Here is a 12,757-nt window from a genome sequence, read left to right as displayed (position 1 = left end):
TCAAGAGAGTCTAGCGGCAGCCTTCGGGCTGCGGCGCCGGTGCGTTGCACAACACAAACAACCGCGCCCTGGCACCGCCGCCGTCCTGGCGGCTGAGTTCGCGCCAGCCCTGGGGCAAGGGCGCGAAATCGTCAGGCGCTTCGTTGCTGCTGATCAACCATACGCGGCGGGTGTCGACGGGCAATGCAGAAAGGCGGTCGAGGTAGATGCGCCCACCATCCTGGTCGACCAGGGTGCCGAAGCCGTAAGCGTTCGGCCGGGTGGGCGTGCCGTCAGGTTTGGGTGGGGTGTAGAGCTGCAGTTGCGCATCGGTCTGGTCGTAATACACGTAGCTGAGGTACCACATCATGTCGCTGAGCACGATGCGGTCATCTTCTTGGTAGTTGCGATTGACGAACTCCACCGGCACGTTGAATTGATCGTGTTCGTCCACCGCGAAGTTGTTCTTCAACCCCACCAGTTCAACGCCGACAAACAACACAAACAAAGCCGCCCCCAGCCATGAAGCACGGTCGATGACCAGCGCCAGGAGGATCGGCAGCGCCAAGGCGTACACCGTGAGATAGCGTTCGATAAACACCGGCGAAATAAACGATACCGCGTACACCAGCAACAACGGCAGCAGGAAAAACAGCGCCAGCAGGCTGGCAGGGCGCAAACGCTCGCGGTCACGCCAGCCAGCAAAAAAGACTACAGCGACCAGCAACAGCGCAAAACCCCAGAACAGCGGCGGCCAGAAGCCCACCCCTTCGTCCTGTAAGACGAACTGCCAGATCATCGATGGCAGGGACAACAGGTTGACCGGTTCTTCCCAGCCAATATCCCCGCCCACTTTGAGCTGTTCGACGTGTTGCACCAGGTCCAGCAGGTTCGGCAACCATGGCAGGTACAGCAACACAATCACCCCGTTGGCCACCCACCACGCCGGGCGCGCGATCAAACGCAGGCCAGGCGCGCGCGACGTACTCAACAGCCCTATGTACGCCCAATGCACCAGCACACACAACGCCGTGAAGTAGTGGGTATAAAACCCGGCGCTCATCAGCAGTACATACGCCGCCAGATACCGTGTGCGCTCGGGCTGGCGCGCCCAGTACACCAGCGCCAGCGTGGCGCCCAGCAACCAGACGCCGAGCAGCGAATACATGCGCACTTCCTGGCTGTAGCGCACCGCCGTCGGCAACAGCGCCAGCATGACACCCGCCAACACGGCGGCGCGTCGGGTGGACAGCTGCCGCGCGAGCCAGGCGCCCAAGCCCACCACCACCACACCAGGGAGCGCACTCATGCTGCGTATCGACCAGATGCTGTCACCAAAGCATTCGATCCAACTGCGCAACATGAAGAAGTACAGCGGCGGATGCACGTCATGGGCCGCGTGAAACCACAGGTCGTCCAAGGCGTACTCGCTAAGCAGCAGGCTTGAACCTTCGTCGCCCCAGATCGCCGCTGACGTGAGGTGGTAAAGACGCAGGGCCATGGCCAGCGCCAGGATGGGCACCCACCACAAACGACCGAGCACGGCTACGCCCTGCCAGCTGCACATTTGCTGAGCGAACGAGGCCAATGCGCTTGTTTTTTCGTGTTGCCGTAACACCGACCGACGCATACCAACTCCGCTATTACCACCCCTGTGTTGGCAAACACTGCGCATGCACAACCAACCGCCACTCTAGGACAAACGCGTCTGTATCGCCTCACTAATCAGACAAATCGCCAATTTGTGTAGGCCTTCACCGAAGCACTCATCAGTTCAGGCTATGATTGCCGCCCTCCATGGACTCAGGATCAAGGACACGTCATGCGCATCGGTTTTCTGTCACCCCTGGCACTGGCATTGCTGGCCGCTATCTCATTACCGGCCCAGGCCAGTTCCGACGATACCTGCTACCCCGACTGGCGGGTTTCGCGCGACCGCCTCGATACCTGCAGCAACCAGCCGTTCCTCAGTCCAGGCAACGACAGCCGGGTGAACCTGCGCCTGTTGCTGGCCGACAAACAAGTCGCGCCACTGGCCCCCGACGCTTTGAACGACGATGACCTGTCCCAGGGTTTTGGCCCGGTGCCGTTTCCGGTGTATCGCCTCAACCGCGCCGCCAACGGAGAGACCGAACCCGACTCGGACGGCGCCGACGACTCCTCAACCGCAGAACTCGATACCCTGCTGACCCCCCTGGGCATCAAGCGCACGGAGTACACAACCGCTGGTCAGGCCTACCTTGATGGCGAAGGCAGCCGCTGCCGCAGTAACGACGATGACAGCGCCACCGCCTTCATCCGCCAGGTGGTGAAGGCAGACATGCCCACCGCAGAGCGCCAGTTGCTGGCAAAGGCGCGCCTGCAACTGCTGGTCACCTGCACCTGGGACGGCCCAGTGGTCGCCGAGCCTATCGAGTCGTCCAATGGCCGCATGCTGCGGACCTACCTGCAAGCCGCGGCCGACTTTTACAGCGGACGTTTCAGCGAGGCCGAGCGCGGTTTTGCCGCCGCCAGCGGCAGCGAGTTGTCCTGGTTGAAGGAAACCGCGCAGTACATGAGCGCGCGTACCTTGCTGAACCAGGCGCAGGCCGAAGCGTTCGACCAATACGACATGCCGCAACTCGAGCATGTGGATAAGCCCGCCCTGAGCGCTGCCGAAAAAGGCTTCATGGGCTACCTGGAAACTTATCCACAGGGCGACTATGCAATGTCTGCCCGTGGCCTGCTGCGCCGCGTGCATTGGCTGGCGGACGATTTCGACAAGCTCTCCGAAGACTTCGCCTGGCAAATGACCGAAGCCACCGACGCCCAGCGCAACGTGTCGCTGGACGCACTGGTGGAAGAAGCCGACCTCAAGTTGCTGATGGTCTGGGGCGGCAGCATCAAGGACCCGATGATGCAAGTGGTGACCGACCTGCGCTCGATGCGCGCCAGCACCCCACCGCGCCTGACCCGCGAAGACCTCGACGCGCAAAAAGCCACGTTTGCCGACAGGCCCGAGGTGTTCGAATACCTGCAGGCCGCCTTCGCCCTGTACGTCGAGCATCAACCGGACAACGCCTTGAAACACCTGCCCCAGGAGGTGCCGTCGAGCCTGGACTATTTCGCCTTCAGCCAACAAACCCTGCGCGCCTTGGCCATGGAGGCCAAAAACGACTGGAAAAACGCCGAAGCTCTGTGGCTGCAGCTGTTGCCCCTGGCCAAGCTACCCCTGCAACGCGATCAGCTGGAATTGGCCCTGGCCATGAACTACGAGCGCAGCGGCCAGGTGGCCAAGGTGTTCGCCAGCGACTCGCCGATCAGCGCCAAGCAAGTGCGTTACATCCTGCTGCGCAACATCGCCGGGCCTGAACTGCTGCGCCAGCAGATCGCCCAGGCCGGCGACCCGCTGGAGCGCCAGACCGCGCAGTTCGTGCTGCTCTACAAAGACCTGCTGCACAGCCAGTTCGCCACCTTCGCCGACGATTTCAAACACCTGCCGGCCCAGGTCTCTGAAGACAAACTGGGCACCAGCCTGGGCTACGTCTACAGCAGCGGCCAGGCCTTGACGTTGTTCCAGTGGAACGGCGACAAAGCCGAATCCGGCTATGCCTGCCCCACCATCGCGCAAACCGCCGCCACGTTGCAAAACGATGCGAAGAACCCTCAGGGCCTTAACTGCCTGGGCGAATTCATCCTGCGCAACAGCCTGGACGGCATGCCGTTGGAACAGGCTCGCGCCGCCGGCAGCCTGGGCAGCACCGCGTCACAGTTCCAGGGCGAAACCTTCTCGCGCCTCGACGGTTACAAACAGGTGATCGGCGACGCCAAGGCGCCGAAGAACGACAAGGCCTATGCACTGTTCCGCGCCATCAACTGCTACGCACCGGCAGGCTACAACAGCTGCGGTGGCAAGGACGTCGAGCCCGCCGTGCGCAAGGCCTGGTTCCGCCAGCTCAAGACCGGCTTCGCCGACACCGAGTGGGGCAAGTCGCTGCAGTACTACTGGTGAAACACCTGTGGCTAGGCTTGCTGTTGCTGGCAAGCCCGGCCTTCGCCGCCGTCGATGCCCGTGACTACGACGCTTTCTGGTTGTGGAGCGGCGTCACGCCCCAGCCGGTACTCAAACAGGCCAAGACCCTGTACATCCTCCAGGGCCAGATCAACTCCACCCGCCGCGCACCGCAACGTGGCGTGCGGATGATCGCCCAGGGCATCAGCGTGCCGCGCCTCACCGAAGGCGAAGTCTGGGTGGTGTACCGCGCCCATACCCTGCACTGGCCGGAAGCGGTCTACACCCAACTGCTCGGCCAGGTACAACGCTGGCGCGACGCGGGCAACCCGGTGGTCGGCATCCAGATCGACTTCGACGCCCGCACCCAATACCTGCACGACTACGCCGACTTCCTGCGCGACCTGCGCCAACGCCTGCCCTTTGAGCTGCGCCTGAGCATCACCGGCCTGATGGACTGGAGCAGCAACGCCGACCCCGCCGCCATTGCCCAGCTCAAGGGTGTGGTGGATGAAGTGGTGGTGCAGACGTATCAAGGGCGCCACAGCATCCCGGACTACGCAGCGTATCTGCCGCGGGTGAACCGGCTGGGGCTGCCGTTCAAGATCGGTTTGATTCAGGGCGGGGAATGGCAGGAGCCGGGGTATTTGAAGGGGAGTGAGTGGTTTAGGGGGTATGTGGTGTTTTTGCAGAATCCAGCTATACAAGCACGCCCCTGAACGGCTCATCTCCCATGCAAGGTGTGCTCGCGAACGCAGAGTGTCAGTCAGCCTATTCGGTGCCGGCGCACCGCTTTCGCGAGCAAGCCCGCTCCCACAGTTCGATCGTGTTCTGCTTCAGGACCTCAGCGCCTGGCCGCCTGCAATGGATACACCGATTCCCACCCTCCCCCCAATGCCTTGTACAACCCCACCATTGCCAACGACACACCGGTGGAACTCTCCACCCACTGTTCCTGCGTCGCCAGCAACGCGCTTTGCACGGTGAGCACATTGACGAAATCCGCCACGCCTTCGACGTACTGGTGTTGTGCGGTGGTCAGGGCGATCTGGTTCTGGCGCACGGCTTCGGCCAGGCTGTCGCGGCGCAGTTGGCTGGCGTTGTAGCGGGTCAGTTGGTCGTCGATCTCATGCCAGGCGCGCAGCACCGTGTGTTGGTAGGCCAGGGCCGCTTCCTGTTGCTGGGCTTGGCGCAGATGCACCATGCCTTGCAGGCGCCCGCCGTTGAACAGCGGCAGGCTCACTTGCGGGCCGATGGCGAACGCGCGCGAGCCCCACGAGCCGAAATCGGACAATTGCATCGCCTGCGAACCCAGGTTGCCGGACAGGGTGATGCGCGGGTAGAAATCGCCCTTGGCCACGCCGATGCTGGCGGTCGCCGCGTGCAGGCGGGCTTCGGCCTGGCGGATATCCGGGCGGCGTTCGGCAAGCTGCGACGGCAGGCCGATGGCGACCTGGCGCTGGGCTTGCGGCACGGCGGCGTCTTTGGACAGTTGCGCGTGCAGCGCTTGTGGCGGCTCGCCCATCAGCAGGCTCAGGGCGTTGATCAATTGATCCTGGCGCTGCTGCAGGTCCGGCAGGCGCGCTTCAATGGCTGCGACTTGGGCGGCGGCTTCGGCCACGTCCAGATCCGTTGCCACGCCGTCGGCCAGGCGCAGTTGCGAGAGCTTGAGGCTGTGGCGCGCGACGTCAAGGTTTTGCTCGGTAACGGCGCGGGTGTTCTGCACGCCGCGCAGTTGGATGTAGTCCTGGGCGGTTTCGGCCAGCACCGATAACAGCACGGCGCGGCGGTCATTTTCGGCGACTTGCAGGGTGGCGTTGGCGGCTTCGGTTTCGCGTTTTACACGGCCCCAGAAGTCCAGCTCCCAGGCGGCCGAGAAGCCCATGTCCCATTGGTTGAAGGCGGCGTGGCCGTTTTCACCGGAGGGGTCGCTCAAGCCTTTGCCGCTGTTGCGTTTGCGCTGGTAAGCGCCTGTGGCATCGACGTTGGGGTAACGCTCGGCGGTGGTCACCTGGCGCACGGCACGGCTTTGCGCCAGGCGACTGCCGGCCAGTTTCAGGTCGAGGTTGTCGGTAAGGGCACGGCGTGTGAGGGCCGAGAGTTGTTCGTCGTGGAACACATCCCACCAGCGCTCCTGCAACGGGTCGCTGACGGCACGGCTGTCGGCCCGGCGACCCTGGGGCTCGCTCCATTGCGTGACCTGTGGGGTTTGCGGGCGTTGAAAGTCCGGCCCGACGGTGCAGGCGTTCAGGCTGATCAGGCTCAAGGTGAGCCAGGCAACTCGTTTCATTGCTGGGCCACCTCACGCTGACGTGCAACCGGTTGGGTATCGACGCTGGCCTCCACCGACATGCCCACGCGCAGGCGCTCGGTCAGCGGTTGGTTGGGCTCCAGCACGATTTTCACCGGAATACGCTGCACCACCTTGGTGAAATTACCCGTGGCGTTGTCGGGCTTGACGGCGGCGAACGTTACGCCGGTCGCGGGGGCCAGACTTTCCAGGTGACCGTTGAGCAACTCGCCGTCAAGGCTGTCGACACGCACCTGCACGGCTTGCCCGGCGTGCATATGGGAAAGCTGGGTTTCCTGGAAGTTGGCCACCACGTAGGCCTCAGCCAACGGCACCACGGCAAGGAGCTTGCTGCCGGGCGTGACGTAGGCGCCCACGCGCACCGCACGTTCGCCAACCATGCCGTCCACCGGCGCGACAATGCGCGTGTAGGACAGCTGATAGCTGGCCATTTCCAGTGCGGCCTGGGCACGCTTGAGCCCACCGTCGGCCGCGTCGCGCTGGGCGGTGAGGATTTCTACCTGTTTGCGCTCGGCCGCCAGCACCGCCGTGGACTTGGCCAGGCGTGCGGTGGCCTGGTCGATACGGGTCTTGGCTTGCTGCGCATTCTGCACCGTGCCCGCGCCCACCCCGGCGAGGTGGTTGTAGCGGTTCAGTTCATGTTCGGCGAAGGCCACTTCGGCGCGGTCGGCGGCGACGGTGGCTTGCGCCTGGGCGATGACCGAGCTTTGGCGCTCCAGGGTGGCGGTGGCATTTTTCAGTTGGGCGTGGGCGACCAGCGTGTCGGCATCGGCGGCCTGGGCTGCGGCGCGAAAATCACGGTCGTCGATCAGCGCCAGCAGTTGCCCGGCCTTGACCTGCTGGTTGTCTTCTACCAGCACTTGCTTGATAAACCCGGCCACGCGCGGGGCGACCAGGGTGAAGTCGGCGGCGACGAAGGCATCGTTGGTGCTCTGGCGCGGGTTGCCCAGCAAGCCCGGCGCAGCCAGGTAAACCAGCACACCGACGGTAAATACTGCGATGACGCAGACGGCAATTTTATCTTTGCGTTTCATGAGAGGTCCTTGGGGCTAGGTCGGTGCGCGAGGCGGAAAGATCCGCGTGGGCATCCAGAAAATCAGCAGGATCAGCACCACGGCGACACCGCCCATGACGTAATAGAGATCGGAAGAGGTGAGCACCACGGCCTGTTCGTGCAGCCGATGGGCCAGGCCCACCGCGTCGCCGTCGGCCAGAGGCGAATTGCCCAGGCGGTCCACCAGCAGGGTCGAATGGAAGTGCTGGCGCTGGGTGGTCAGCGTATCCAGCACGCCGGTGGCGATCACGGCAGCCAGGCCTTTGACGGTATTGAACCAGGCCGAGGCGAATGGCCCATCGGAGGGTTGGATGCTGCCGGTGGAGAGCATCAACAGCGGCAGCACGGCCATGGGTTGCCCGAAGATTTGCAACAGGTACAGGCCGTAAAAGTCGTTGCGAACCCACGCCGAGGTCAGGTGCGCACTGCCGACGCAGCACAGCACCAGCATGCCCAGGCCGATGCCCAGCACCCAGCGGCAATCGACCCAGCGCAGGTTGCACAGCGCCGCCACCAGCGGCAGCGCGATCAACTGCGGCAGCGCCATCAGCAGCATCACCGGTGCGGTCTGCAGCGGCCGGTAGCCCTGGACCTGCGCAAGGAAACTCGACGGGATGATGATCACCGAGGTCAGCACCATCAGCACGCCCGCCAGCACGATCAATGCAAACGACAGGTTGCGCAGGCCGAGCATCTGCAACTTGAAGAACGGTATCGGGTGCGACCACTCATTGAGCATGAACAACACCAGCAGCACGCTGCCGCCAGTGAGCAAAAAGGTGATCAGGCCGGATTCGAACCAGTCCAGCCGATTGCCTTGCAGCAGGCCGATCACCAGCATGCAGATCGCCGGGAAACCCAGCAGCAGGCCGCGCCAGTTGAAGTGCTTGAAGCGCTCCAGGCGCAGCGGGTCTTGGGGCAAGCCGTAGGCCACGGCGGCCATCGCTAGCAGACACGGCGCGACGATCTGCCAGAACGCCCATTGCCAGCCGACGTATTCGGTCCACAGCGCCGCCAACGGGGTGCCGAGGCTCGGGCCGAAGGTGGCGGTAAGTGCGTAGCCGGCCAGGCCGTACAGCTTGACGTTGGCCGGCAGGAAACGCAGGGCTACGGTCATCAACATCGGCGGCAACGCACCACCGGCCAAGCCTTGCACGGTGCGCAGCAGCAACAGGCTTTCGTAGTTCGGCGCGAACGGGCACAGGATGCCCAGCACGGTGAACAGGCCAATGGCGTACAGGGTGAAGCGGCGCAGGGAAAACGTCACCGAACACCAGGGCGCAAACGCCATGGCCGCGACCGACGTGGCGGTATAGGCCGCGACCAGCCAGGTGCCTTCGTCAAAGCCGATGTACAGCGCACCACGAATGTCGGCGAGGGCCACCTTGGTGACCATCTCGTTGAGGCCCGATACCAGCACCGCCAGCAACACACCGACCAGGCCGATGATGATGCGCGGGCCGAACACGGGCGGGGCCAGGGTGGCGGGCTTGGCTGCGGCCGCAAGGGTGGGGGCAGCGAGGGACGTCATGAACAGGTAACTCGGAATGGGAAATACCCGAGCAGTTTATTCAGGCATACGCATGACAAAAAGTTACTTATCGACAGCTTATAAGTGCGCCAGACGCAATCCTGGGTTGCCTGATACACCGCCATCGGGGGCAAGCCCCCTCCTACATTTGCCCTGTGTACGCTTGAAATTCAGTTCGGTTGGGCTTCCAGCCAGGTGGCGTGGCAACTTTCGCGCATCGTCTCGCGCAGCCATTTGTGAGCCGGGTCTTTGTCGAAGCGCGGGTGCCAGGACTGGGCGAGTACCAGGGTCGGCAAGGAGATCGGCAGCGAGAAGGCACGCAGCGGCAGCTTCAGGCGATTGGCGCTGTAGAGCGCTTCCTTGGGCACCGGCAGGATCAGGTCGGAGTCGGGCAGCATGAACATCGCGCCATGAAAACCCGGAGCGATCATCGCCACGCGCCGCTCCAGGCCCTGGGCGTTCAGCGCGGTGTCGATCGGCCCGCGGGCGAGGCCGCGCCGCGAGATGCTGATATGGGAATAGCTGGCGAAACGTGCGGCGGTGATTTCTTCGTCGAATAAGGGGTGATCCTGCCGCGCCAGGCCAACAAAGGTGGTGGAGAACAGGTTCTGCACCTTGACCTCGGGGCTCGCCGGCAGGGTGTTGCTCACGCGTAGATCCAGCCGCCCTTCGCGCAGGGCTTCGTCATCGGTATCGCCTTCGGGCACGAAACACAGCTCGCACAGGGGGGCCATGCGCTCCATGGTGTCGAACAGTCGGCCACCATACACGCCGATAAAAAAGTCATTGGCGCGCACGCTGAAGCGGCGGCGCAGGGTGCTCAGGTCCACTTGCTCGGACGAGCGAAACAGTAACGCCGCCTGTTCCACCACGGTGCGTACCTGGCCTTGCAACTCCAGGGCCTTGGGCGTGGGCACCAGCCCTCGACCGGCACGCACCAGGATCGGGTCGCCCACCGCTTCGCGAATACGCGTGAGCGTGCGGCTCATGGCCGCCGGGCTGAGGTTCATCCGCCGCGCGGCGCCGACCACACTGCCCTCGTCGAGCAAGGCGTCGAGGGCGACCAGCAGGTTCATGTCCGGTAGTTGCATGCCAAGCACTCGTGAGCGTAAGGGAGTGAACGGGATGCAATCGTAGCAGGTGTATCAGCGCTGCATGCCCCAACGCTTTACGGTGAGCCGCTCGAAGGTGTCAAACACCAGGTTTTCCACCAACAGGCCGATCAGGATCACCACCGCCAGCCCGGCAAATACCTTGTCGGTGTACAGCTCGTTGCGGTTCTGGAAGATGTACCAGCCCAAACCGCCCTTGCCACTGGTGGCGCCGAACACCAGTTCGGCGGCGATCAGCGTGCGCCAGGCAAACGCCCAGCCGATCTTGAGGCCGGCAAGAATCGACGGCAGCGCCGCCGGGATCAGGATGAACAGCACAAAGCGCATCCCCTTGAGACCATAGTTGCGGCCCGCCATGCGCAGGGTTTCGGACACGCCTAAAAACCCCGAGTAAGTATTGAGCGCCAGCGCCCACAGCACCGAATGCACCAGCACGAAAATCAGGCTGTTCTGGCCCAGGCCGAACCACAGCAGCGCCAGCGGCAGCAATGCGATGGCCGGCAGCGGGTTGAACATCGAGGTCAGGGTACTGAGCAGGTCGCGGCCCAATTGGGTCGACACGGCCAAGGTGGTGAGAGCGAACGCCAGCACAATGCCGATCAGGTAACCCTTGATCAATACCACCAGCGAGATGCTCACCTTGCTCAGCAGTTCGCCGCTGAGCAGCCCGTCGTATAGCGCGTTGAAGGTTTGCAGAAAGCTCGGCAGCAGCAGGTCGTTGTTCTGGTAGCGCGCGACGGCTTCCCAGAGGATCGCCAGCACGATCAGGATCAGGCCCTTGCGCAGCCAGCCTTGTTGCCACAAGCGCTGGCGCAGTGGCAGTTCGCGTTCCACCGGGACGCTGAGCAAAGGTTCGAGGGTGATTTCGTATTCCTGGCGCATGGGTCGCCCTCCTTAGTAAGCGATGCGGATATCGGCAAAACCCAACTCGGGTTCGGCAGCCGTGGTTTCATCGAACAACAAGCGATGAATGCGCCGCGCCGACGCCTGGAAGTCCACACCGCCAAGGCTGTGCAGGTTGTATTGATGGCTGTGGATTTCCGCGCGCACGCGCCCAGGGTGCGGCGACAGCAGCAGGATGCGATTGCCCACCACCAGCGCTTCTTCGATGGAGTGCGTGACAAACAACAGGGTGAAGCGCACCTCTTCCCAGAGCAGCAGCAACTCCTCTTGCATCTTGCGCCGGGTCAGGGCGTCGAGGGCGGCGAAGGGTTCGTCCATCAGCAGGATTTTCGGCTGCATGGCCAAGGCACGGGCGATGGCTACGCGGGCTTTCATGCCGCCGGAGAGCGTATGCGGGTACGCCTCGGCAAAGGCACTGAGGCCCACTTTATCGAGGTAGTGCAGCGCGCGCTCTTCGGCTTCGCGACGCTTGAGGGTGTTGGATGCCAGCAGTGGAAACATCACGTTCTGCTTGACGGTTTTCCACGGTGGCAACTGGTCGAATTCCTGGAACACCACGATGCGGTCCGGGCCCGGTTGCTCGACCTTTTGGCCCAACAGGCGAATCTGGCCTTCGCAGGGCTTGATAAACCCGGCGATGGATTTGAGCAAGGTGGACTTGCCGCAGCCCGAAGGGCCAAGCAACACGTAGCGGTCGGCCGGGTCGATTTCGAAACTGACCTGGTGGGTGGCCCGCACCACGCGCTCGGGGGTGCGGTATTCAAGGCTGACGTTATCCACCGCCAGCAGCGGCTCGGCGGTGTGCAGGTTGCTGGCCGCGTGGCCTTGCAAGGGCGCGTTCATTTCAACTTCCTTGCAGGGGCTTGTCGTCCTGGAAGAAGTAGTCCTTCCACGATTCAGGCTTGTTTTTGATGGCGCCGACACGGTAGAGGAACTCCGCCAGCGGGTAGGTATTTTTTGGGGTGACGCTGAATTCGAACTGCGGGTTGTCGATGATTTTGAGCAACTCGGCGCGGTCGATCTTGGCGTTGGTCACACGGATATAAGTATCGGCGGCGGCGCCTTTGTCGTTCTGGGCGAACTGCGCGGCTTCGGTCAGTGCCTCGACGAACGCTTTATAGGTCTTGGGGTTGTCGTTGCGGAATTTTTCAGTGGCAAACAGCACGGTTGGCGAGTTGGGGCCGAGCAGGTCGTAGGTGTTCAACACTACGTGCACGTTAGGGTTGGCCAGGGCCTGGTCCTGGAACGGCGGGTTGGAAAAATGCCCGGTCAACTCGGTACCGCCGGCGATCAGTGCGGCGGTGGCGTCGGGGTGCGGAACGGCGACGGTGTATTTGTCGAGGCGATTGAATTCCTGGTCGCCCCACTGCTTGGCGGCGGCGTATTGCAGGAAGCGCGACTGCACGGACACGCCCACTGCGGGGACGGCGATGCGGTCCTTTTCGGTGAAGTCGGCGATGGTCTTGACCTTGGGGTTGTTGCTGACCAGGTAGTACGGGAAATTGCCCAGGGACGCCACGGCCTTGACGTTCTGTTTGCCGTGGGTGCGGTCCCAGATGGTCAGCAGCGGGCCGACGCCGGCCCCGGCTATATCGATGGAGCCGGAGAGCAGCGCATCATTGACCGCCGCGCCACCGGAGAGCTGGGTCCAGTCGACCTTGATGTCGATGCCTTCCAGCTTGCCGTACTTCTCGATCAAGTGCTGATCGCGCACCACGTTGAGCAACAGGTAAACGATGCCGAATTGTTCGGCGATGCGGATCTCACCTTCGGCCTGGGCCGCCGCAGGCGCCACCAGGCTACCGGCCAGCAGGCTCACGCCCAGCCCGAGGGTGGCGGCCAAGCGCGCAAATGGAATGTTCCTGGACATGGTCAT

10 protein-coding genes are annotated in these 12,757 nt (G+C 63.2%); 2 read left to right on the top strand and 8 right to left on the bottom strand.

Annotated elements, in window-relative coordinates; genetic code table 11:
* Positions 1-10: 10 nt before the first annotated feature.
* Entirely contained in the window at positions 11-1,609 is a 1,599-nt protein-coding gene (locus AB4O25_RS19275) for a glycosyltransferase family 39 protein (RefSeq protein WP_068936864.1), read from the bottom strand.
* A gap of 192 nt (positions 1,610-1,801) precedes the next feature.
* On the opposite strand from AB4O25_RS19275, the gene AB4O25_RS19270 reads away from it, so the two are divergent.
* Entirely contained in the window at positions 1,802-3,970 is a 2,169-nt protein-coding gene (locus tag AB4O25_RS19270) for a hypothetical protein (RefSeq protein ID WP_017528406.1), read from the top strand.
* On the top strand, positions 3,967-4,689 hold the full coding sequence (locus AB4O25_RS19265; RefSeq protein ID WP_460149874.1) for a DUF3142 domain-containing protein: 723 nt from the start codon (positions 3,967-3,969) through the stop codon (positions 4,687-4,689). Before AB4O25_RS19270 ends, AB4O25_RS19265 begins: the two co-directional genes overlap by 4 nt.
* A gap of 125 nt (positions 4,690-4,814) precedes the next feature.
* On the opposite strand, the gene AB4O25_RS19260 is transcribed toward AB4O25_RS19265, so the two are convergent.
* The 7 genes from AB4O25_RS19260 to AB4O25_RS19230 all read right to left on the bottom strand — a co-directional run bounded on the left by AB4O25_RS19260 (position 4,815) and on the right by AB4O25_RS19230 (position 12,751).
* Entirely contained in the window at positions 4,815-6,260 is a 1,446-nt protein-coding gene (locus AB4O25_RS19260; protein ID WP_017528412.1) for an efflux transporter outer membrane subunit, read from the bottom strand.
* Positions 6,257-7,315 (bottom strand): HlyD family secretion protein, encoded by a 1,059-nt coding sequence (locus AB4O25_RS19255; protein ID WP_017528413.1) that lies wholly within the window; start codon positions 7,313-7,315, stop codon positions 6,257-6,259. Before AB4O25_RS19255 ends, AB4O25_RS19260 begins: the two co-directional genes overlap by 4 nt.
* 15 nt (positions 7,316-7,330) lie before the next feature.
* The gene (locus AB4O25_RS19250; protein ID WP_460149873.1) at positions 7,331-8,866 is read right to left on the bottom strand and encodes an MFS transporter; all 1,536 of its coding nucleotides are present in this window, start codon (positions 8,864-8,866) and stop codon (positions 7,331-7,333) included.
* Positions 8,867-9,036: 170 nt separating this feature from the next.
* On the bottom strand, positions 9,037-9,957 hold the full coding sequence (locus tag AB4O25_RS19245) for a LysR family transcriptional regulator (protein ID WP_116079830.1): 921 nt from the start codon (positions 9,955-9,957) through the stop codon (positions 9,037-9,039).
* Between the two features lie 54 nt (positions 9,958-10,011).
* Entirely contained in the window at positions 10,012-10,860 is an 849-nt protein-coding gene (locus tag AB4O25_RS19240) for an ABC transporter permease (protein ID WP_460149872.1), read from the bottom strand.
* A 12-nt stretch (positions 10,861-10,872) separates the two neighbouring features.
* The gene (locus tag AB4O25_RS19235) at positions 10,873-11,724 is read right to left on the bottom strand and encodes an ABC transporter ATP-binding protein (protein WP_017528417.1); all 852 of its coding nucleotides are present in this window, start codon (positions 11,722-11,724) and stop codon (positions 10,873-10,875) included.
* Position 11,725: 1 nt separating this feature from the next.
* Positions 11,726-12,751 (bottom strand): ABC transporter substrate-binding protein, encoded by a 1,026-nt coding sequence (locus AB4O25_RS19230; protein ID WP_460149871.1) that lies wholly within the window; start codon positions 12,749-12,751, stop codon positions 11,726-11,728.
* Positions 12,752-12,757 lie beyond the last annotated feature (6 nt).

Source organism: Pseudomonas sp. S3_A03 (assembly GCF_054668275.1).
Note: the sequence above shows the minus strand (reverse complement) of the source record. Positions and strands in the feature narration are given on the sequence as shown.

What these genes read in the sequence shown, in the direction of transcription:
- AB4O25_RS19275 (WP_068936864.1), bottom strand. Translation starts at nt 1,609, where the DNA reads ATGCGTCGGTCGGTGTTACGGCAACACGAAAAAACAAGCGCATTGGCC.
- AB4O25_RS19270 (WP_017528406.1), top strand. Translation starts at nt 1,802, where the DNA reads ATGCGCATCGGTTTTCTGTCACCCCTGGCACTGGCATTGCTGGCCGCT.
- AB4O25_RS19260 (WP_017528412.1), bottom strand. Translation starts at nt 6,260, where the DNA reads ATGAAACGAGTTGCCTGGCTCACCTTGAGCCTGATCAGCCTGAACGCC.
- AB4O25_RS19255 (WP_017528413.1), bottom strand. Translation starts at nt 7,315, where the DNA reads ATGAAACGCAAAGATAAAATTGCCGTCTGCGTCATCGCAGTATTTACC.
- AB4O25_RS19250 (WP_460149873.1), bottom strand. Translation starts at nt 8,866, where the DNA reads ATGACGTCCCTCGCTGCCCCCACCCTTGCGGCCGCAGCCAAGCCCGCC.
- AB4O25_RS19245 (WP_116079830.1), bottom strand. Translation starts at nt 9,957, where the DNA reads ATGCAACTACCGGACATGAACCTGCTGGTCGCCCTCGACGCCTTGCTC.
- AB4O25_RS19240 (WP_460149872.1), bottom strand. Translation starts at nt 10,860, where the DNA reads ATGCGCCAGGAATACGAAATCACCCTCGAACCTTTGCTCAGCGTCCCG.
- AB4O25_RS19235 (WP_017528417.1), bottom strand. Translation starts at nt 11,724, where the DNA reads ATGAACGCGCCCTTGCAAGGCCACGCGGCCAGCAACCTGCACACCGCC.
- AB4O25_RS19230 (WP_460149871.1), bottom strand. Translation starts at nt 12,751, where the DNA reads ATGTCCAGGAACATTCCATTTGCGCGCTTGGCCGCCACCCTCGGGCTG.